Genomic DNA, 19,939 nt, shown 5'->3' with positions numbered 1-19,939 from the left:
GACCTATGACACGCACACCTTACCCGGGGCGGGGAGGCTGTACGTGTCATAGCCGTGTCGACCCGCCCCCGTAGGAATCCTGATGCTGGAATCTCTGTTGGTCCCCACCGCTATCGTTGCCTTGGCCGAGATCGGCGACAAGACGCAACTGCTCGCACTCATTCTCGCTGCCCGCTTCCGCAAACCCTGGCCGATCATCGCCGGCATCATCGCCGCCACCCTGGCCAACCATGCCGCGGCTGGTGCCGTGGGGGCTTGGGTCGGCAGCTTCTTCAGCGAATCGGCGCTGCACTGGATCCTGGCCGCGAGCTTTACCGCCACCGCACTGTGGACCCTGGTGCCGGACAAAATGGATGACGACGAGAACCCGGCTCGCCGTTTCGGGCCGTTCCTGACGACACTGATTGCGTTCTTCCTGGCCGAAATCGGCGACAAGACCCAGGTCGCTACCGTGATGCTGGCCGCGCAGTATCCGCACCTGATCATGGTCATTATCGGCACTACCCTGGGCATGCTGATTGCCAACGTGCCGGTGGTGCTGGCGGGCAACTTCGCGGCTGACAAACTGCCGTTGACGCTGATTCGCCGCCTGGCGGCAACGGCGTTCTTCGTGCTGGCGATCGTGGCCGTCTATTCGGCAATGAAGACCAGTGGCTGGATTGGGTAAAGGGAAAGCGGGGGCTGCCATGCAGCCCCTGCATTCAGGCAGTTACGGTTTGGCTGCAGCCTGATACAGCGGCATCACCTTCGGAATCGCCGCCTGCAGCGAAGCAATGCGGCTCGCGGACGCCGGGTGAGTGCTCATGAACTCAGGCGGTGCACCTTCGGAAGCCTTGCTCATCTTGTTCCACAAGGTGATCGCGGCATTCGGGTCGTAGCCGGCACGGGCCGACAGCTCCAGGCCAATGAGGTCGGCCTCGTTCTCGTTGGCCCGGCTGTTGGGCAAGGTCATGGCGTAGTTCACCACCGTGTCGGCCATGGCCATGCTGCTCTGGCCGAGGCCGAAGATGGCACCGGCACCCTGGCGAGCCATTTCCACACCGTATGCCTTGGACATGGCCTCGCGGCTATGCTCACGCAAGGCGTGGGCAATCTCGTGCCCTACCACTGCGGCAATTTCCGCATCGGTGAGCTTGAGCTGATCGATCAGCCCGGTGTAAACGATGATCTTGCCGCCCGGGCCGCAGTTGGCGTTCAGTTCGTCACTCTTGATCACGTTGACTTGCCAGTCCCACTGCGCGGCATCCGGGCGGAATTTGGGCGCCTGGGCAATCAGGCGGTTGGCAATGGCCTGCACACGCCTGGCATCGGCACTGGACTTGTCGAGCACACCCTTGCTCGATGCTTCACCCAGGGTCTGCTGATACGACTGGGCGTACATCTGATTGACCTCGTCGGTCGAGAGCATGCTGAACATGTACTGCTGGCGCTCGACGCCAACAGCACCGCCGCTGGTGGTATTCACCGCCTGGCAGCCGGCCAGCAGGATGCCAGCACTCAACAGGCTGACGACAAAAGACTTACGCATGAAAACACTCCCTTTTTACATGCGCCGTATCCTAGGCCGAGTCGCCAGTGGCTGCCATAGCCGCAGGGAAGATTTTCGTCGCCTGTACCGATCCCTTCGCGGGCAAGCCCGTCCGCACAGGGGAACACGACCGTTGTAGGAGCGGGCTTGCCCGCCAAAGGACCGGCGCAGACAACCTATCAAGCCGGGGTCAAACACTCCGGCGCATCCAGCTTCGGGTCATTGACGAAATTGGCCAAGGCTCGCTCACGCAACGTCGCCGGCGGGCTGGCCAGCAGCTCGTGCAAACGGGCAACCGGCGTGTCCGGGTCAAGCCAGGCCGCCTGCCCCGCTTCGTCGAGGATGAGCGGCCGGCGCTGGTTCATGGCGGCCTGGGTCACCACCGCGCAACTCAGCCATACCTGGTCCTGCACCGGGTAGGCTTCCCAAACCGCCGCAAAGTACAACGACGCGCCCTCCCCCGGGGTCAACCAGAACGGGCGTTTGCGCACGTTGCCACGCCATTCGTAAAAGCCGTTGGCCGGCATCAGGCAGCGACGCTGGCGAAATGCATCGCGAAACATCGGTTGCTCGGCCAGCGTTTCGGCCCGGGCATGGGCGGGGGTACGGGACAGGTCGGTGAGCCAGGCCGGGGTCAACCCCCAGCGCGCCTTGGCCAGTTGCTGTTGGCCGTCAAGCTGACGCTGGATCAGCACCGACGCCCCAGGCGATATATTCCATTGGGCCGGCTGGCCGACGGGGAAGCCCGGCAGACTGGCAAGGGCCTGGGGCCAGCGAAACAGGGCGTAACGTCCACACATGGGCGAATTCAGAACCTAGCAGATCAAGGTACCGGGGACATCCTCCGGTTCGTCGCCAACCAATGGCTGGGCATCATTGTACGCATCGATCAGACGCCGTGCGCATTCGGCCTGCTCATCAGCGACAATGAGCCCCAGCAGCCCCTGCAAAGGCAGCTCGCCGGCAGCACCGAGCAGGTCACGGCCGACCACATGTACCTCGATCCCTTCGCTGGCAAGCATGCCCGCCAGCATTTGCGCCTCGAGCAGGCTTTCCGGTTCATAGATGCGCTGCATCAGGTGTCGTCCTCGCGGCGGACTTCAAGCATCCATTCGTCACCGTGCACCTGCAGAATGCACACCACAGGCTGGCAGCACACCTGGCAATCCTCGGTATAAACCTGGTCGCCAGCAGATAGATCGACGGTAGTTTCCACACGTTCGCCACAATAAGGGCAATCATAGAAGTCGGTTTCCAGCATCGCGGCCTCCGCAGTGACTTATGCGTATAATTGCCGGTCTGTTTACAGGGTCTGTGTGCGTCCGAGCCGTTTTTCGGAGCCCGTCCCTACCTTATTACCCTAGCCGTTTCCAACAAGAGAGCATGATGGGCGAATTCGATGCCATCCGACCATACGACGACGCTGAGGTCCCTGCCGTTCTGGCACGCCTGCTCAGCGACCCGGCATTCCTCGATATCCTCACCCACTTCCGCTTTCCGCGGGCGGCCGGTGCTCTCGGCTGGTTGCTCAAGCCCTTGATTGCACGCCGCCTGCGCAAGGAATTCGCCGGCGTTACCTGTGTCTCGACCTTGCAGGACAAAGTCGAGTACTACGTCGACCAGACCATCGATCGCGCCACCGACGGCGTCACCTACTCGGGTGTGGAACAGCTCAAGGCCGGCACCGCCTACCTGTTCCTGGCCAACCACCGTGACATCGTCATGGACCCGGCCTTCGTCAACTATGCGGTGTACCACGCCGGCCTGCCCACGCCGCGCATCGCCATTGGCGACAACCTGCTGCAAAAGCCCTTTGTCAGCGACATGATGCGCCTGAACAAGAGCTTCATCGTGCACCGTTCGATCAGCGGGCGACGCGAAAAACTGGCTGCTTACCAACTGCTATCGGCCTACATCAACCACTCGATCCGTAACGATGCCACCTCGATCTGGATCGCCCAGGCCGAAGGTCGGGCCAAGGACGGTGACGACCGCACCGACTCGGCGATCCTCAAGATGTTCCACATGAGCCGCAAGGACGAGCCGTTCGGTGCAGTGATCCAGAGCCTGAACCTGACCCCGGTGTCGATCAGCTACGAGTACGACCCGTGCGACCAGGCCAAGGCCCGGGAGCTGTACATCCGCGCCACCACCGGCACCTACAAGAAGGCGCCGGGCGAAGATGACAACAGCATTGCCAAAGGCATTACCGGCTACAAGGGCCGCGTGCACATCAACTTTGCGCCGCCAGTAACCGAATACCACGAAGACACCAAGCAGCTGGCTGCGGAGATCGACCGGCAGATTCTGGGGGGCTACCGACTGTTCCCGGTGCATTACCTGGCGTATGCGATGTGGGAGGGCAAGGACGAAGCCCTGCAGGTGCCAAGCGCTGAGAAGGTGTTCCCGGCGGATGAGCTGGCCAAGGCCAAGGAAGAATGGCAACGGCGTCTGGATGCCTGCCCGCAAGAGCAGCGGCCTTACCTGGTGTTGCAGTATGCGACGCCGGTGCGCAACCAGTACCAGGTCAGACAGCAGGCACCTGTAGCCTGATCAGGTTCGGGGCTGCCTTGCGGCCCCGATGGTTCTCAGACCCAGGTGCTGAACCAGGACAGCAGCAGCGCCATCGCCAGGCACGAAAAGCCAAGAATGTAGAAGTATTTCGGCACCCGAAGGTCGAACGCGTCCACGACCCCCTCGTCTGCTGCCATGTACTCGCGGGTTTCGGCCTCGCGCCGCCGAGCACTGTGCAGCAGCAAACCGCCCGGGCAGGTCAGCAGCAGCGCCAGCAGGTTGATCAGCTTGGTGGGGTGGGCGGCCAGGAACCCCCAGAGCACTTGCAAGGACATCACGCAACCTCGGTGTGAGCAACGGCAAAGGCCAGCATTCTACCCAAGTCGCACCTTGGTGCCCGGCCTTGGCGACAAACTGTCATTAAATTTCATCTGTCATCCGCTCGTCATCAATACAGGCGACCCTGTCGGCCTTTTCATGGCCCGGAGCCTTTTCATGTTGCACGCCGAAAACCAGGACCGCCTCTACCTCGTTGCCCAGAGCGATGAACAACAGGCGTTGATCGATGGTTTTGCCATCAATGTGCAGGACCGCCAGTGGCTGGTCTACTGTGCGCTTGGCGGGCACGCGCATGAGGATTTGCCCGAAGTGCATGCAGGCACAGGATTCAGCTTGCTGGATTTCCACATAGAAGCTGCGTGAGCCTGCGCCGACCGGACAATAAAAAACCCGCGGCCTGTCACTCAGGCAGCGGGTTTTCTTGTACAACCTGAAGCTTACTGACCGAGCACCTGCCCGATGCTCGGGTCCTTGAACAGGCGGGTCAGGGCATCGCTCAGCACATCACCCACCAGCTGGTTATTGGTGTCCTGATTCGGCGCCATGCCGAAACGCTGGTCCAGCGAAGCGCCATAACGGCCGCTGTAACGGCGGCCACCATTGGTCACATCAGCACGGAAGGTGGCGCCGATGGTGGCCTCGGTCACGTAAAGGTTGTCTTTGGGCGACTGGTACTTCAGCTCAGCCAGGGTCACGGTCAGCTGCGGTGCATTGCCGGCGTTCGGGGTCGGGGTGAAGCCGAGCAGGCGCACAGCCGCTTCAGCCTGAGCCTGCAGCTTGGGCACCACGTCATTACCGCTGACACTGATGGTGCTGGTCTCGGGGTACATGCCACCGCGGGTACCCAGGGACTGCGAAGGCCGCCCATCCACTACCCGGACCACTACCGGCTGGCCATGGCCGACCGGGGCCAGCTGGGCCTTGAGCGTGGGTTGCGGATTGAGTTGTTGCGGGCTGTGGGCACAACCGACCAGGCTGAGGCTGGCCACGGCGATCAAACCGAACAACAGACGTTGCAACATGCGCGTTTCTCCAGAAAATGCGGCAAAGGCCCACAGTATACCCAGCCAGGCACAGACCAGTCATCGGCCCGCCCCGGTTGTCACAATCGTTTCATGGCCACTCCCTTATCCTTGCGCCAAGCCCTAACGCAAAGGACTCGCCGCCATGGCCTCGCTCTGGACTCTGCTCTTCCAACGGCCGCGCCACAACGCTTATGCCCGCCTTGACGCTGATGGCAAATGCCTGGCCTTCAAGCAATGCAGCCAGGCACCAAGCGGCATCGACTGGGTGCAGGTCAGCGAAATTCAGCTAGCCTGGCTGGGGCGCGAGCTGCCCATCGAAGCCCGGGTTTGCGCCCGCGCAAGCCGCCGTTGGCACCAGCGCCTCCTCGCTGTCTGACAAACGCTGCAATAAAAACCACGAATGGCGACATTTCTGCCCGCGACATCGCTATAATCTCCCCCCGATTATAAGGACGTCTCCTGATCGGGCCCCGCATCCGCCGATTGACCCCGGCAACTTCACCGCTTCGCCCACAGAGAGCCTTCCACTCAGGTCTTGCATCGGCTGTCGTGCCTGTTTTTCCGGCCCTTCACACTGCATGAACCTGCGGGTTGCCATCGCGCAGTCCCCTTTTGAGGTTCACGTCTCCAAAAGAGCGTGAAAAAACGGTTTTCACAACTTCACAAGAGTGTGGCGAGCAAATGAACAGTCTGGCATGTGCAAAAGCGGCAGATGTGTCCCGAACAGCCCTGAACAGGCGGCAGATGCGCTCATCCTGTATGAGTGTCTGAACCGTTCCATAACGCACGCACGACACCTTGACCATAAGTCGAATTGCCGCACCTGTGGCAAACGGCGTTCAATACCCGAACCCGAAGACTGATTGGCGGTGTCCGCGGAAGTTGCAAGAACTGCGAAAAGTCGGACATGGCGACCCTGGCAACCCCAGGTCCTATGCTGTCAATTAGGTAGCTGTAGATTGTGGAGACGCGTTAAATGGCGCAGAACGAATCGGTTGATGTGGTACTGGTAGGCGCGGGCATCATGAGTGCCACCCTGGCCGTACTGCTGAAGGAGCTTGACCCGACCCTGAAGCTTGAGGTCGTCGAGGCGATGGACTCCGGGGCCGCGGAAAGCTCCAACCCCTGGAACAACGCAGGCACCGGCCACGCCGGCCTGTGCGAGCTGAACTACACGCCGCAGGCCGCCGATGGCAGCATCGACATCAAGAAGGCCGTGCACATCAACACCCAGTTCGAGGTTTCGCGCCAGTTCTGGGCCTACCTGTGCAAGAAGGGCAACTTCGGCTCGGCGCGTGCCTTCATCAACCCTGTCCCGCACCTGAGTTATGTCGAGGGTGACAAGGGTGTTTCCTTCCTCAAGAAGCGCTTCGAGCTGCTCAAGCAGCACCATGCCTTCGCCGAGATGGAATACACCGAAGACAAGGCCGTGATGAACGACTGGATGCCGCTGATGATGCCTGGCCGCCCGGCCGACCAGCACATCGCCGCTACCCGCGTGGCCAAAGGCACCGACGTGAACTTCGGCGCACTGACCAACAAGCTGCTCAAGCTGCTGGGCGACTCGCCGGACGCGCAGGTCAAGTACAGCAAGAAGGTTGTCGGCCTGCGCCGTAACGGCAGCGGCTGGACCGTGAGCATCAAGGACGTCAACAGCGGCGGCAGCCGTGAAGTCGACGCCCGCTTCGTCTTCCTCGGCGCTGGTGGCGCGGCTCTGCCGCTGCTGCAGTTGTCCGGCATTCCGGAAAGCAAAGGCTTCGGCGGCTTCCCGGTCAGCGGCCAGTGGCTGCGCTGCGACAACCCGGAAATCGTCAAGCAGCACCAGGCCAAAGTGTATAGCCAGGCCGCCGTAGGCGCCCCGCCGATGTCGGTACCGCACCTGGACACCCGCGTCGTGGACGGCAAGACTTCGCTGCTGTTCGGCCCCTATGCCGGCTTCACCACCAAGTTCCTCAAGCACGGCTCGCTGATGGACCTGCCGCTGTCGGTGCGCATGGGCAACATCGGCCCGATGCTGGCTGTGGCCCGCGACAACATGGACCTGACCAAGTACCTGGTCAGCGAAGTGATGCAGTCGATGGAGCAGCGCCTGGAAGCCCTGCGTCGCTTCTATCCGCAGGCCAAGGCCGAGGACTGGCGCCTGGAAGTGGCTGGTCAGCGTGTGCAGATCATCAAGAAAGACCCGAAGAAAGGCGGCGTGCTGCAGTTCGGTACCGAGCTGGTCTCGGCCCAGGACGGCAGCCTGGCCGCACTGCTCGGCGCATCGCCGGGTGCCTCGGTAACCGTATCGATCATGCTGGAACTGATTGAGCGCTGCTTCCCCGAGCAGGCCAAGGGTGCCTGGGCTGCCAAGCTCAAGGAAATCTTCCCGGCTCGCGAGAAGACCCTGGCAACCGATGCTGCGCTGTACCACAAGATCAGTGCCGATAACGACGCGGCCCTGGACCTGGCAGAAAGCAGCCCGGCGGCCAAGCATTACGCCTGAACTGCCTGCTAACGAAAAAACGCCCCTCGGGGCGTTTTTTGTGCCTGGAGACCTATCAGCCTGTGCCGGCCTCTTCGCGGGCTTGCCCGCTCCCACAGGTTCGGCGCTGCCCTCATCCCTGTGGGAGCGGGCGAGCCCGCGAAAGGGCCAGCACAGGTTGAAGATCAACCGCGGGCTTTATCGATGATCTCGATGTACTCAGGTGCATTGCGCTGGTCGGCAATCTGCTCGACGAAGGTTTTGCCGTGCTCGTCCTTGCCATCCAGGTCCAGGCCAGCTTCGACGAAGAAGCCTACAAAGCGCTCGAAGTCGCCAACGCGCAGGCCACGGTAGGCCTTGACCAGCTTGTGCAGCGACGGCGAAGTCACACCATCGGCCGGCTCGAACTGAAGGAACGACTTGACGTAGTCGTCGCTGATTTCGTCACCGATTACCTGTTTCTTGTCTTTACGCATTGCCGACTCCAACTGGACCATCACTGAATTTCGAAGGCCGGCAGTTTACCCCCCGCAGGCTTCGCGCCTCAACGCGTACGTACCGTCCCGGTGTGCAGGTCGGCCCAGATGTGGCCGTTGCCGTAAGTCAGAAACTGCACGTACAGGGTTTCGTTACGCAGCAGGTCCATGACCACCCGGTAGTTGCTGACCGGGTAATTCAGGCTCAAGGTACGGGTTTTATCGTCATACACTGGCTTTTTCAGGCTTTTGGCTGCCTCACCATCGAACGTCAGCAGCACCTGGGCAATGGTCGCACCCTTGCTCAGCGGCTTGCCCTTCAGACGCACCTGCAATGACGATGTGATCGGGATCGGTTGCTGATCGGACTGGCGCTGGGCCCCTACGACCACCGAATAGTCAGTCACCTGCAGCAATTGCTGGCTGGTCGGCGCTTCCTGGCGCAGGGACTGGTCATCAGGTGGCAGGAACTGACTGTGCAGCGGTGCGGCAGCGAGCGGCATACTGACCGCCAGCAGGAGGGGAAGAATCGCACGCATGTGAGGCTCCTTGTCTGAAGGAGCACTCTAGCACGCCGGGTACAGCCGATATCAATCGAACTGCGCGCGCATCCAGGCCAGGTAATCGGCCACACCGGCTTCACCCTCGCGCGGCGCCCAGTGTGCGTGCTCACCCTCGCCCACCGGTCGGTATGGCCCAGCCTTGCACTCGAACAACATACTGTCCGGCTCCAGCACCACCAAGCCATGGTAGATACCAGGCGCCAGATCCACACCCAGACAGTCGCCACCGGCCTGCAGCACCCGCTTGTCAGTGACCGCGCCTTGCTCATCGAAGATCAACAGGCCAAAGCGCCCCTTGAGCGCTATCAAGGTTTCAGCCTTGTCGGCGCTCAAATGGCGATGCGGCGGAATGTAGGTGCTCGGTTGCAGCCCGACCGCCATGCGATGGCACGGATCTTCCATTTCATGGAAGGTGTGATGCTGCCGCCCGCGCGGGTTGGCAGTAGCCTTTTCGGCCAGCCCGGCGAACAGCGATTGGTCGATGAACGCAGGCTGGCGCACGGTTACAGCCCCTTTACGGCGAAGATGCCGTTAGCGTTGCGCCAGTAACCTTTGTAGTCCATGCCGTAACCGAAGATATAGCGATCAACACAAGGCAGGCCCACATAGTTGGCTTTGAGGTCAGGGCTTGCCTTGCGGTCGTGGTCCTTGTCGATCAGCACAGCGGTGTACACCGAGCGGGCGCGGGCATGCTTGCAAAACTCGATGATGGCGCTGAGGGTGTGCCCTTCGTCGAGGATATCATCGACGATCAACACGTCACGGTCGATGAACGACACTTCCGGCTTGGCCTTCCAGAAAAGCTCGCCACCGCTGGTCTGGTTGCGGTAGCGGGTAGCGTGCAGGTACGAAGCTTCCAGCGGGAACTGCAGGTGGGTCAGCAGTTTGCCGGAGAAGATCAGGCCGCCGTTCATCACGCAGAACACAACCGGGTTCTTGTCGTGCAGGTCCTTGCAGATCTGCTCGCCGACTTTGGCGATGGCCGCTTCGACTTCGGCTTCGGTGTACAGGCAGTCAGCTTCACGCATGACTTGACGGATATGCTCGAGATCGGCGGACATGGCGCTCTCCGGGGGTGCATTTTGGAAAAGCGGGCAAAGGTACGCATCCGCTCGTCACAGATCAAGCATTTATGGACTAACGTCCAGAATGACCAGACGACAGCACAGGCTGAATAGATTAATCTAGCGCGGTTTTTTTGCCCGCCTTTCGGAGCCCCCCTATGCCCACTCGTGAGATCCGCCATCCGCTGATCCGCCACAAGCTCGGCCTGATGCGCCGTGCCGATATCAGTACCAAAAACTTTCGCGAACTCGCCCAGGAAGTCGGCGCGCTCCTGACGTATGAAGCCACCCAGGACCTGCCCCTCGAAACCTACGAGATCGACGGCTGGTGTGGCAAGGTCTCGGTTGAAAAAATCGCCGGCAAGAAGATCACTGTAGTGCCGATCCTGCGCGCCGGCATCGGCATGCTCGACGGCGTGCTCAGCCTGATTCCGGGTGCCAAGGTCAGCGCCGTCGGCGTTGCCCGTAACGAAGAAACCCTCGAAGCCCATACCTACCTGGAAAAGCTCGCGCCGGACATCAACCAGCGCCTGGCCCTGATCATCGACCCGATGCTGGCCACCGGCGGCTCGATGGTTGCCACCATCGACCTGTTGAAAAAGGCCGGCTGTAAAGAGATTCGCGCCATGGTCCTGGTCGCCGCGCCAGAAGGCATCGAGGTGGTGGAAAAAGCCCACCCGGACGTGAAGATCTACACCGCCTCGATCGACCAGCGCCTGAACGAACACGGCTACATCGTGCCTGGCCTGGGCGATGCCGGTGACAAGATCTTCGGCACCAAGCAAAAGGACGCCTGACCATGCAGGACGGCTTCAACGACCCGCTCTGGCGCCAGGTCGTTTCGGGCGCGCAGATGCTCTTCGTGGCATTCGGCGCGCTGGTGCTGATGCCCCTGATCACCGGCCTCGACCCGAACGTCGCGCTGTTCACCGCCGGCATCGGCACGCTGCTATTCCAGCTGGTCACCGGTCGTCAGGTACCCGTGTTCCTGGCCTCGAGCTTTGCCTTCATTACGCCGATCATCCTCGCCAAAGGCCAGTTCGGCCTTGCCGAGACCATGGGTGGTGTAATGGCTGCTGGCTTCGTGTACACCTTCATGGGGCTGATGGTCAAAGTCAAAGGCACCGGTTTCATCGACCGCATGCTGCCGCCGGTAGTGATCGGCCCGGTGATCATCTCCATCGGCCTGGCCATGGCACCGATCGCCGCCAACATGGCGATGGGCAAAGGTGGGGACGGTACAGCACTGATGCCGTACAAGACGGCCATGCTGATCTCGATGCCAGCGCTGCTGACAACCTTGATCGTTGCCGTATTCGGCAAAGGTATTTTCCGCCTGGTTCCCATCATCTCCGGCGTGCTGGTGGGCTTTGCCCTGTCGTTCGCCTTTGGCGTAGTCGACACCGCCAGGATCGCTGCCGCACCGTGGCTGGAAATCCCCAATTTCACCGCCCCTGCGTTCAACTGGCAGGCCATTCTGTTCATCGTCCCGGTTGCTCTGGCGCCGGCGATCGAGCACATCGGCGGGGTGATCGCAGTGGGCAGCGTGACCGGCCGTGACTACCTGAAAAAGCCCGGCCTGCACCGGACTTTGCTGGGCGACGGCCTGGCCACCACTGCTGCCGGCCTGTTCGGCGGCCCGCCCAACACCACCTACGCCGAAGTGACCGGCGCGGTGATGCTGACCAAGAACTACAACCCGAAGATCATGACCTGGGCGGCGGTCTTCGCCATTACCCTGGCCTTCATCGGCAAGTTCGGCGCGCTGCTGCAGAGCATCCCGGTGCCGGTGATGGGCGGCATTTTGTGCCTGCTGTTCGGCTCGATTGCAGCGGTGGGCATGAACACCATGATCCGCCACCAGATCGACCTGGCCGAAGCACGCAACCTGGTGATCGTCTCGGTGACACTGGTGTTCGGTATCGGCGGCGTGCTGATCGGCAGCGGTGACGGTCCGGATGACTGGGGCCTGAAGGGCATCGCCCTGTGCGCCATTGTGGCTATTGCCCTGAACCTGATTCTGCCGGGCAATGATGGCTGGAAGCACAAGAAGCTGGATGTATAACCGGTCGGAAGGGGCCGCCACACGGCCCCTTTGATTCAGGCCTTTTCACACATATCAGCCAACACCCTGACCCACTCCGGGTGATCATTCAGGCACGGCACCAGCACCAGCTCCTGGCCGCCAGCCTCGACAAACTGCTCGCAGCCACGCATGCCAATCTCTTCCAGCGTCTCGATGCAATCCGCCACAAACGCAGGGCACATCACCAGCAGCTTCTTCACCCCGGCCTTGGCCAGCTCATCCAACCGCGTCTCTGTGTAAGGTTCGATCCACTTGTCCCGCCCCAGCCGCGACTGGAACGATACCGACCATTTGCCATCAGGTATGCCCATGCGCTGCGCAAAGGCCTTGGCCGTAGCCAGGCATTGCCCGCGATAGCAAACCGAACGTACTTCGGCAGGTGCACCGTGGCAGCAATCGGCAGCACGCAGGTCGTGCTTGACCCCCTTCGGAAACAGCTTCTTCAGGTGCCGTTCCGGCAAGCCATGAAAGCTCAGCAGCAGGTGGTCGTAACCCTGCTCCAGGTACGGCCGGGCGCTGGCTGCCAGCGCCTCGATGTACGCCGGGTGCTCGTAGAACGGCTGCAACACGCGCATCTGCAACGGCAACTGCCGCTCGCTGACCGTCTGTTTTGCCTGCTCGACCACAGTGGTCACCGTACTGTCGGCGAACTGTGGATAAAGCGGTGCCAAAGTCACCTTGCGCACACCTTGAGCGGCCAACCGCGCCAACACATCAGGCAAGGCCGGCTGGCCGTAGCGCATGGCAATTTCCACCGGGCCATGGGGCCAGTGCTCGACCATCGCGGCCTGCAGGCGACGGGTCAGCACAACCAAAGGCGAGCCCTCCTCCCACCAGATCGAAGCGTAGGCATGTGCCGACTGCTCCGGGCGCTTGACCAGGATCAGTGACACCAGCAAGCGCCGCACCGGCCACGGCAGGTCGACCACGTACGGGTCCATGAGGAACTGGTTGAGGTAGCGGCGCACATCGGCCACCGAGGTGGAGGCCGGGGAACCAAGGTTGACCAGCAGCAGGGCGTGATCGGTCATGCAGCGTCCTATGTCAGAGGCGACTGGACAGGTTGTCCAGCGCCGATTGCAGATCGTTGAAGCGGAAGGTGAAGCCGGCTTCCAGCAAGCGTACCGGGCGCGCCCGCTGGCCTCCCAGCAGCAAGGTCGACATCTCGCCAAGGCCCGCCTTGAGCAGCAATGCCGGCACTGGCAGCAGCGCCGGCCGATGCAGGGCACGGCCCAGTCGCCTGGCAAACTCACGGTTGCGCACAGGCTCCGGGGCACAAGCATTATAAGGACCGCTGGCATCCTTGTGCTGCAAGAGAAAATCAATCAGGGCGACCTGGTCATCTATATGAACCCAGGGCATCCACTGACGCCCGTTGCCCAAAGGCCCGCCCAGCCCCAGCTTGAAGGGCATGCGCAGGCGCGACAAAAAGCCGCCGTCACTGGCCAGCACCAGGCCGGTACGGACCAGTACCACGCGGATCCCCTGGGCTTGCGAACGCTGGGCGGTCTCTTCCCAGGCAATGCACAACTGGCTGGCGAAATCTTCACGCACCGGGGGTGAAGCCTCGGTCAGTTCACGTTCGCCGCCGTCTCCGTACCAACCTACCGCAGAGCCGGAGATCAACACCTCCGGGCGCTGCTCACGGGTGCCCAGCCAAGCCAGCAATTGCTCGGTAAGGGTGACACGGCTGGCCCACAACAAGTTGCGCCGGGCGGCCGTCCAGGGCCTGTCGGCAATCGGCGCACCGGCAAGGTTGACCACCGCATCAAGATGATCATCGGCCTCCAGCTGCTCCAGGCGGGCGATGCCACGTACCCCGCTACCACAAATCTTCGCCACCTGTTCAGGACGCCGGCTCCAAACCGTAAGCCGATGCCCTTGGCCAAGCCAGTACTGGCATAGATGCTTGCCAATCAAACCGGTGCCACCTGTCAGCAATATATGCATGGCTGTGTCCTCGCAGAGTGCGGCGGTGGTCTATTTTTAACATCAAGGCACTTTCTTGACCCGACGCTCTCGGATAAACATAGGCCAACCTGTTCGCCACACGGAATAACCTTATACATAATTTGTGCATTGTACAGGTTTGCCTGACAGCGTAGTCTGCTCACAGCAAGGTTTGAAGAGGCCATCATGACAGTACCTATCGCCATCATCGGGGCCGGCATCGCCGGCTTGTCAGCCGCCCAGGCCTTGCAGAAGGCCGGGCAATCCGTGCACTTGTTCGACAAAGGCCACGGCAGTGGCGGGCGCATGGCCAGCAAGCGCAGCGAGGCCGGCGCGCTCGACCTCGGAGCCCAATACTTCACGGCCCGTGACCGTCGCTTTGTCGATCAGGTGCAGCAATGGGTGGCCGCTGGCTGGGCCGAGCAGTGGAAGCCTCAGCTGTACAACTACCTTGATGGCGAACTCACCCCCTCCCCCGACGAGCAGACGCGCTGGGTGGGCGTGCCACGCATGAGCGCCATCACCCGAGGCTTGCTCAAGGACGTCACCGTCAACTTCGGCTGCCGCATCGCGGAAGTGTTTCGCGGCAAGCAGTACTGGCACCTGCAGGACACCGAAGGTTGCAGCCACGGCCCCTACAGCCGTGTAGTGATCGCCGTCCCGGCACCGCAGGCCACGCCACTTCTGGCCGCCACACCGAAGCTGGCTGCCGTGGCCGCTGGCGTGCAAATGGAGCCTACCTGGGCCGTCGCCCTTGCCTTCGAGGCACCGCTGGATACGCCAATGCAAGGCTGCTTCGTGCAGGACAGCCCGCTGGGCTGGCTGGCCCGCAATCGCAGCAAGCCCGGCCGCGATGAGCACCTGGACACATGGGTACTACACGCCACGTCAGACTGGAGCCGGCAGCACATCGACCTGCCCAAGGAAGAAGTCATCGAACAGCTGTGGGGCGAATTCGCCGAGCTGGTCGGCTGCGTGGTACCGCCGCCCACCTTCGCCCTCGCCCACCGCTGGCTCTATGCCCGCCCCAGCAGCAACCATGAGTGGGGGGCACTGGCGGATGCTGACCAAGGCTTGTACGCCTGTGGGGACTGGTGCCTGTCCGGCCGCGTCGAGGGCGCCTGGCTCAGTGGCCAGGAAGCAGCTCGGCGCTTGCTCGAACACCTTGAGTGATGCAGAACTATACAAAAATACTAGTTTGCATAACTTCAGCGCTGTGCTGAAATAAACCTGTACAAGATTTGCGTCACGTACAGGTTTATTTTCGGAGGCAGCCATGCACGACCCTTCCGTACACAGCAAGCCACGCATCGCCATCAGCGCCTGCCTGACCGGGCACAGCGTGCGCTACAACGGCGGCCACAAGGCTTCCGACCTGTGCCGTAAACAGCTGGAACATCACTTCGACTGGCTACCCGTGTGTCCGGAAGTGGCAATCGGCCTGGGTATTCCCCGTGACCCGATTCGCCTGGTCGGCAACCCCGAACAGCCCGAAGTGGTCGGCACCCGCGACCCCGGCAAGGACCTGACCGACCCGCTGCGCACCTATGGTGAGCAGATGGCCAACGAACTTGACGACATCTGCGGCTACATCTTCATGCAGAAGTCTCCTTCTTGCGGCCTGGAACGGGTAAAGGTCTATCAGGACAATGGCCACCCGGCCGTGCATGGCGGCCGTGGTGTCTATGCCCAGGCTTTCTGCGCGCTGCGCCCGGACCTGCCAGTAGAGGAAGAAGGCCGTCTGCATGACCCCGTGCTGCGCGAAAACTTCATAAGCCGCGTTTACGCCTACGCCGACTGGCAGCGCCTGTTGGCCGAAGGCCTGAACCGTGGTGCTCTGGTGCGCTTTCATTCGCGCTACAAGTATTTGCTGATGGCCAACAACCCCCAGGCCTATCGTACCCTCGGCCGCCTGCTTGGCAGCATGAGCAGGGATGATGAACCACAGAGCATCGGCTCACGCTATTTCAGCCAGCTGATGCAGGCCCTGCGCCGCTGTGCCAGCCGCGGCACCCACAGCAATGTGCTGCAGCACCTGAGCGGTTACTTCAAGGATGCCCTGACGCAGCAGGACAAGGCTGAGTTGCAGGCAGTCATCGGCCAATACCAACAAGGCGTGGTACCACTGGTAGTGCCACTGACCCTGCTCAAACACCATTTGCGCAAGCACCCAGACCCCTACTTGCAGCAGCAAGCCTACCTGCAACCGCACCCCGAGAGCCTGGGCTTGCGCAATGCGGTCTGAGGACTTGCTGCCCATCGGCGAACTGGCCCGTCGCACCGGCGTCAACCCCGTCACCCTGCGCGCCTGGGAGCGCCGTTATGGGTTGCTCAAGCCACAGCGCACCGCCAAGGGGCATCGCCTGTATCCACTTGAGCAGGTCGAACGCGTCGAGGCCGTCCTGGCCTGGCTGCAGCGTGGCGCGTCGGTCGGCCAAGTCCGCGAGTTGCTCGACAAACCTACCAGCACTCCACCAAAGGGTGACTGGCAAGCCAGGCAATTCCAGCTGATCGAGGCCATCGCCAGCCTGTCACAGCGCGCCCTCGACCAGCAACTTAACCAGGCCATGGCGCTGTACCCGGCGGTCACCCTGTGCGAGCAATTGCTGCTGCCGCTACTCGACATGCTCGACCTGCGCTGGCGCAATTACTTCAACGCTCGGCTGGAGCAGGTGTTTTTCCACAGCTGGCTACGCAGCAAGCTCGGTGCCCGCGTGTATCACGACAACCAGCTGCTGCAAGGCCCTGCCGTATTGCTGGCTGAAGACAGCGAACGCACCTTCAGTCCAGGCTTATGGTTGTGCGCCTGGCTGCTCACCAGCAACGGCTTCCCGGTCGAGGTACTCGAGCAGCCTGTCGCAGGCCCGCAATTGCTAAGCGCCGTCAACGTGCTGAAACCACGCGCCTTACTCCTGCACCTCGGGCCACGCATCGACGACAAGGCGTTGCTGCGCACCCTGCAAGGCTTGCCGGTCCCCAAGCTACTGGGCGGTACCACGCTGGCGCTGCATGAAGCCCGCTTGAAGGCTTTTGAGCTTCCCGACCTTTTCCTGTTCGATACCCCGCAGGCGGCATTGCGCGTGCTTCAAGCCCACGATCGACAGCCTGTAGAGAAAACTCCCCCATGCACCTGACCTGGCTGCGCAGCGACCTGCGCATCGATGACAACACTGCACTCAGCGCCTCCACAGAGCGCGGCCCGACCATCGCCCTGTGGCTTGTCAGCCCCGGGCAATGGCAAGCCCATGACGATGCCGACTGCAAAGTCGACTTCTGGCTGCGTAACCTGAATGACCTGCGCCAATCACTGGAAAAGCTGAACATACCCCTGCTGATCCGCACAATCGAAACCTGGGACCAGGCACCACAGGCGGTGCTCGATGTCTGCCGCCAGCATCAGGTGCAAAGCGTGCACTGGAACGAGGAGTACGGCATCAATGAGCAGCGCCGGGATGATGCCACCCGGGCACTGCTGGAAAAGTCGGCCATCCAGGCACACAGCTACCTCGACCAGCTGTTCTTCCGTCCGGGTACCGTGCTTACCCGCAGTGGCGATTACTTCCAGGTCTTCAGCCAGTTCAAGAAAACCTGCCTGGAACATTTGCACCGCAGCCTGCCGGCCTTGGCCCGGCGAGTGAAGCGCCAGGCACCGTTGAACATCGGCAGCGATCCGGTCCCGCTACACGTAGAGGGATTCGGAACAACCACGCACACAGTGCGCGACCACTGGCCAGCAGGTGAGGCTGAGGCACAGTCCCGCCTGTCACGCTTCCTCGACGAAACCATCGACGACTACCAGCACTTGCGTGATTTGCCTGCCAAGCCCGGTACCAGCCAGCTTTCACCCTACCTGGCCGCCGGCGTGATCTCGCCCCGCCAATGCTTGCACGGTGCACTGGCCTGCAACCGGGGCGAGTTCGACAGTGGCAGCACGGGCGTGCAGACCTGGGTCAACGAGCTACTGTGGCGCGAGTTCTACAAGCACATCCTGAGCGGTTATCCACAGGTCTCCCGCCACCGCGCCTTCCGTGCCCAGACCGAAGCCCTGCCGTGGCGTGACGCCCCGGCAGACCTGGAGGCGTGGGAGCAGGGCCGCACCGGCTTCCCGATCATCGATGCCGCCATGCGCCAACTGCTGCACACCGGGTGGATGCACAACCGCTTGCGCATGGTCGTGGCCATGTTCCTCAGCAAGAACCTGCTGATTGACTGGCGCAAGGGCGAGCGGCACTTCATGCGCCACCTGATTGACGGCGACCTGGCCGCCAACAACGGGGGCTGGCAGTGGAGTGCGTCCACCGGCACCGATGCGGTGCCCTATTTCCGTATCTTCAACCCGATTTCGCAGTCGCAGCGCTTCGATCCTCAGGGGCATTTCATTCGCCACTGGGTACCAGAACTACAAGCGCTCGACGAAAAAGCCATCCATCACCCCATTAAATCGACGGACCTTTTCGGTAATACTGCTTACCTAAGTCCAATCGTAGATCTCAGCAGCAGTCGCCAGCGGGCCCTGGAAGCGTTCAAAGGGCTGCCACGCCGGCAGAATCAGGGGATAACGTCTTGAATAACTCACGCAGTTTCTGGGTTACGGGCGCAAGCAACGGACTTGGCTTGGCTTTGGTGAAGAGGATGCTCGAGGAAGGGCATCGCGTTGCCGCCAGCGGCAAGGATGGCGCTGCACTGGATGCTTTGGGGGCACGCTACGGCCGCCAATTGTTGCGTTTGCCGTGGCAGTTGCATGAAGAACAACAAATCACCCATGCATGCCAACAGATTTGCCATGCCTGGTGTTCGCTGGACGGTCTGATCATCAACACCGGCACCAGCGATTACCTGTCAGCCGATGTCAATGACGCTGAGCTGATCGAAACAATCGTCACTACCAACCAGCTTGCCGCAGAGCATTGCCTGGGCAAAGCGCTGCCGTTGCTGGCAAAGGGGCAGTCACCGCAGGTGATGGCGCTTTTCAACCGTTATTCGGCGTTGCAGCTGTTTGCACCGACACAGGTGACTGCGGGCTGGAACAACTTGCCGCAGTGGATGCGTGAGCAGCGCAAGGCCCTTGAGGAGCAAGGGGTAGCACTGACCATTGTAGGACCACAATCGCTGAAGGTAACGGTGACGTCGGCACAGGCGATACCGGAGGCGTGGACGCCCGACAGTGCCGCAGAGGAGTTATTGCGGCGGTGGCCTCAGCGAGAACCGGAACTGGTCCTGGAGACGCTGAACGTCAGTAGCCTGTGGCCACTGACGCGCTAACACCTGAATTCAGTACTACCCCCTTCGCGGGCATTGCCCGCGAAGGGGGGAATGCAGGTGAACTCAGAGCGCCATTCGGTAATGCAAGCTATAGCTTTCTACACCATCATTGGGCTCTTTGATGCCGGCGTTCGAGTAGTGAATCGCCCGCACCCCAATCTCATGCCCGCCGGCAAAGCGCAAACCAAAGCCGATGCGATCCTCGAACTGGAAAGCCGAACCCAGCTCGTTGCTTTCCAACTCGGTGCTGGAGAACGCCGCCACCCCGATCCCCGCTTCGATGTAAGGCTTCACCGACTCCCCGGCAAACTCATAGACGAACACTGGCGCGAAGGACAGGCTGTGATTGCTCGCGGTCTCGTCGCCATCCCAGTAGGTGTAGGCGCCATCCCAATAGCCGGTCAGCCGACCAACGCTGGTCTGCCACCAGCTCGCATCCCAGTTCGATTGCAGCCCTAGCCGGTAGACCATGGTCGAATCGCCGGTCTGCCCCACCGAAAACGAAACATCGGCAGCTTGTACCGACATCGATTGTCCCATAACAAAGGCAGCAGCCGCTGCCAAGCCGAGCAGTTTCCTCATGAGAAACATCCTTCTTCCTGATGCTGTTGTTAGTGTCCGCCTCATCTCAGGCAAAGCGGTAGAAAGCAGAAGTGGAACGATAGTTC

At 61.6% G+C, this 19,939-nt stretch carries 25 protein-coding genes; 12 read left to right on the top strand and 13 right to left on the bottom strand.

Annotation, left to right across the window (positions count from 1 at the left end; genetic code table 11):
- Nucleotides 1–85: 85 nt before the first annotated feature.
- Complete coding sequence (locus QCL51_RS03625; RefSeq protein WP_172402786.1) at nucleotides 86–667, top strand: TMEM165/GDT1 family protein; 582 nt, start codon at nucleotides 86–88, stop codon at nucleotides 665–667.
- A 42-nt stretch (nucleotides 668–709) separates the two neighbouring features.
- Here the strand turns inward: QCL51_RS03625 and QCL51_RS03620 are convergent, their stop codons facing one another.
- The 4 genes from QCL51_RS03620 to QCL51_RS03605 form a co-directional block, all read right to left on the bottom strand.
- Entirely contained in the window at nucleotides 710–1,528 is an 819-nt protein-coding gene (locus tag QCL51_RS03620; protein ID WP_021783481.1) for a M48 family metallopeptidase, read from the bottom strand.
- Between the two features lie 179 nt (nucleotides 1,529–1,707).
- Nucleotides 1,708–2,328 (bottom strand): SOS response-associated peptidase, encoded by a 621-nt coding sequence (locus QCL51_RS03615; protein WP_021783482.1) that lies wholly within the window; start codon nucleotides 2,326–2,328, stop codon nucleotides 1,708–1,710.
- A 15-nt stretch (nucleotides 2,329–2,343) separates the two neighbouring features.
- Entirely contained in the window at nucleotides 2,344–2,604 is a 261-nt protein-coding gene (locus tag QCL51_RS03610) for a DUF2007 domain-containing protein (RefSeq protein WP_021783483.1), read from the bottom strand.
- Nucleotides 2,604–2,789: a CPXCG motif-containing cysteine-rich protein gene (locus tag QCL51_RS03605; protein ID WP_010951999.1), complete on the bottom strand. Its 186-nt coding sequence runs from the start codon at nucleotides 2,787–2,789 to the stop codon at nucleotides 2,604–2,606. The genes QCL51_RS03610 and QCL51_RS03605 overlap by 1 nt, the downstream gene beginning before the upstream one ends.
- A gap of 122 nt (nucleotides 2,790–2,911) precedes the next feature.
- Between QCL51_RS03605 and QCL51_RS03600 the strand changes: the two genes are divergently transcribed.
- The gene (locus QCL51_RS03600; protein WP_014589682.1) at nucleotides 2,912–4,081 is read left to right on the top strand and encodes a 1-acyl-sn-glycerol-3-phosphate acyltransferase; all 1,170 of its coding nucleotides are present in this window, start codon (nucleotides 2,912–2,914) and stop codon (nucleotides 4,079–4,081) included.
- Between the two features lie 35 nt (nucleotides 4,082–4,116).
- On the opposite strand, the gene QCL51_RS03595 is transcribed toward QCL51_RS03600, so the two are convergent.
- A complete protein-coding gene (locus QCL51_RS03595) occupies nucleotides 4,117–4,377 on the bottom strand; it encodes a hypothetical protein (RefSeq protein WP_021783484.1) in 261 nt (86 codons plus the stop codon).
- A gap of 160 nt (nucleotides 4,378–4,537) precedes the next feature.
- Here QCL51_RS03595 and QCL51_RS03590 point away from each other — a divergent pair, with 160 nt between their 5' ends.
- Nucleotides 4,538–4,744 carry a hypothetical protein gene (locus tag QCL51_RS03590; protein WP_031322363.1) on the top strand — a complete coding sequence of 69 codons (207 nt, stop codon included), beginning with the start codon at nucleotides 4,538–4,540 and terminating at the stop codon, nucleotides 4,742–4,744.
- 74 nt (nucleotides 4,745–4,818) lie between these two features.
- Here QCL51_RS03590 and QCL51_RS03585 read toward each other — a convergent pair whose 3' ends face one another.
- Entirely contained in the window at nucleotides 4,819–5,403 is a 585-nt protein-coding gene (locus tag QCL51_RS03585) for a YajG family lipoprotein (RefSeq protein ID WP_021783486.1), read from the bottom strand.
- Between the two features lie 145 nt (nucleotides 5,404–5,548).
- On the opposite strand from QCL51_RS03585, the gene QCL51_RS03580 reads away from it, so the two are divergent.
- On the top strand, nucleotides 5,549–5,782 hold the full coding sequence (locus tag QCL51_RS03580) for a hypothetical protein (RefSeq protein ID WP_028698060.1): 234 nt from the start codon (nucleotides 5,549–5,551) through the stop codon (nucleotides 5,780–5,782).
- Nucleotides 5,783–6,382: 600 nt separating this feature from the next.
- On the top strand, nucleotides 6,383–7,891 hold the full coding sequence (gene mqo, locus QCL51_RS03575) for a malate dehydrogenase (quinone) (RefSeq protein WP_021783488.1): 1,509 nt from the start codon (nucleotides 6,383–6,385) through the stop codon (nucleotides 7,889–7,891).
- 164 nt (nucleotides 7,892–8,055) lie between these two features.
- Here the strand turns inward: mqo and QCL51_RS03570 are convergent, their stop codons facing one another.
- The 4 genes from QCL51_RS03570 to QCL51_RS03555 form a co-directional block, all read right to left on the bottom strand.
- The gene (locus QCL51_RS03570) at nucleotides 8,056–8,346 is read right to left on the bottom strand and encodes a PA4642 family protein (RefSeq protein WP_021783489.1); all 291 of its coding nucleotides are present in this window, start codon (nucleotides 8,344–8,346) and stop codon (nucleotides 8,056–8,058) included.
- A 68-nt stretch (nucleotides 8,347–8,414) separates the two neighbouring features.
- Nucleotides 8,415–8,885: a hypothetical protein gene (locus QCL51_RS03565; protein WP_103443488.1), complete on the bottom strand. Its 471-nt coding sequence runs from the start codon at nucleotides 8,883–8,885 to the stop codon at nucleotides 8,415–8,417.
- 51 nt (nucleotides 8,886–8,936) lie between these two features.
- Entirely contained in the window at nucleotides 8,937–9,410 is a 474-nt protein-coding gene (locus tag QCL51_RS03560; protein WP_103443487.1) for a WbuC family cupin fold metalloprotein, read from the bottom strand.
- A gap of 2 nt (nucleotides 9,411–9,412) precedes the next feature.
- Nucleotides 9,413–9,970 carry a hypoxanthine-guanine phosphoribosyltransferase gene (locus QCL51_RS03555; RefSeq protein WP_103443486.1) on the bottom strand — a complete coding sequence of 186 codons (558 nt, stop codon included), beginning with the start codon at nucleotides 9,968–9,970 and terminating at the stop codon, nucleotides 9,413–9,415.
- A 161-nt stretch (nucleotides 9,971–10,131) separates the two neighbouring features.
- On the opposite strand from QCL51_RS03555, the gene upp reads away from it, so the two are divergent.
- The gene (upp, locus tag QCL51_RS03550; RefSeq protein WP_003247366.1) at nucleotides 10,132–10,770 is read left to right on the top strand and encodes a uracil phosphoribosyltransferase; all 639 of its coding nucleotides are present in this window, start codon (nucleotides 10,132–10,134) and stop codon (nucleotides 10,768–10,770) included.
- Nucleotides 10,771–10,772: 2 nt separating this feature from the next.
- Complete coding sequence (locus QCL51_RS03545; protein WP_103443485.1) at nucleotides 10,773–12,038, top strand: uracil-xanthine permease family protein; 1,266 nt, start codon at nucleotides 10,773–10,775, stop codon at nucleotides 12,036–12,038.
- A 35-nt stretch (nucleotides 12,039–12,073) separates the two neighbouring features.
- Here the strand turns inward: QCL51_RS03545 and hemH are convergent, their stop codons facing one another.
- Both hemH and QCL51_RS03535 read right to left on the bottom strand, forming a co-directional pair.
- Entirely contained in the window at nucleotides 12,074–13,090 is a 1,017-nt protein-coding gene (gene hemH / locus QCL51_RS03540) for a ferrochelatase (protein ID WP_103443484.1), read from the bottom strand.
- Between the two features lie 13 nt (nucleotides 13,091–13,103).
- Entirely contained in the window at nucleotides 13,104–14,009 is a 906-nt protein-coding gene (locus QCL51_RS03535; RefSeq protein WP_021783494.1) for a TIGR01777 family oxidoreductase, read from the bottom strand.
- A gap of 186 nt (nucleotides 14,010–14,195) precedes the next feature.
- Here QCL51_RS03535 and QCL51_RS03530 point away from each other — a divergent pair, with 186 nt between their 5' ends.
- From QCL51_RS03530 to QCL51_RS03510, 5 genes are all read left to right on the top strand, one after another.
- A complete protein-coding gene (locus tag QCL51_RS03530; RefSeq protein ID WP_021783495.1) occupies nucleotides 14,196–15,182 on the top strand; it encodes an NAD(P)/FAD-dependent oxidoreductase in 987 nt (328 codons plus the stop codon).
- Between the two features lie 103 nt (nucleotides 15,183–15,285).
- Nucleotides 15,286–16,254: a DUF523 and DUF1722 domain-containing protein gene (locus tag QCL51_RS03525; protein WP_021783496.1), complete on the top strand. Its 969-nt coding sequence runs from the start codon at nucleotides 15,286–15,288 to the stop codon at nucleotides 16,252–16,254.
- Nucleotides 16,244–17,143 carry a MerR family transcriptional regulator gene (locus QCL51_RS03520; RefSeq protein WP_021783497.1) on the top strand — a complete coding sequence of 300 codons (900 nt, stop codon included), beginning with the start codon at nucleotides 16,244–16,246 and terminating at the stop codon, nucleotides 17,141–17,143. Before QCL51_RS03525 ends, QCL51_RS03520 begins: the two co-directional genes overlap by 11 nt.
- Nucleotides 17,134–18,576: a deoxyribodipyrimidine photo-lyase gene (gene phrB, locus QCL51_RS03515; RefSeq protein ID WP_028698059.1), complete on the top strand. Its 1,443-nt coding sequence runs from the start codon at nucleotides 17,134–17,136 to the stop codon at nucleotides 18,574–18,576. The genes QCL51_RS03520 and phrB overlap by 10 nt, the downstream gene beginning before the upstream one ends.
- Entirely contained in the window at nucleotides 18,573–19,271 is a 699-nt protein-coding gene (locus QCL51_RS03510) for an SDR family oxidoreductase (RefSeq protein WP_028698058.1), read from the top strand. Before phrB ends, QCL51_RS03510 begins: the two co-directional genes overlap by 4 nt.
- Nucleotides 19,272–19,334: 63 nt before the next feature.
- On the opposite strand, the gene QCL51_RS03505 is transcribed toward QCL51_RS03510, so the two are convergent.
- Nucleotides 19,335–19,853 carry an acyloxyacyl hydrolase gene (locus QCL51_RS03505; RefSeq protein WP_028698057.1) on the bottom strand — a complete coding sequence of 173 codons (519 nt, stop codon included), beginning with the start codon at nucleotides 19,851–19,853 and terminating at the stop codon, nucleotides 19,335–19,337.
- Nucleotides 19,854–19,939: the final 86 nt, after the last annotated feature.

This window comes from Pseudomonas sp. LTR0 (assembly GCF_036630035.1).
GTDB lineage: Bacteria > Pseudomonadota > Gammaproteobacteria > Pseudomonadales > Pseudomonadaceae > Aquipseudomonas > Aquipseudomonas putida_Y.
The sequence above is the reverse complement of the archived record's forward strand: the minus strand, read 5'-3'. Positions and strand labels throughout refer to the sequence as shown.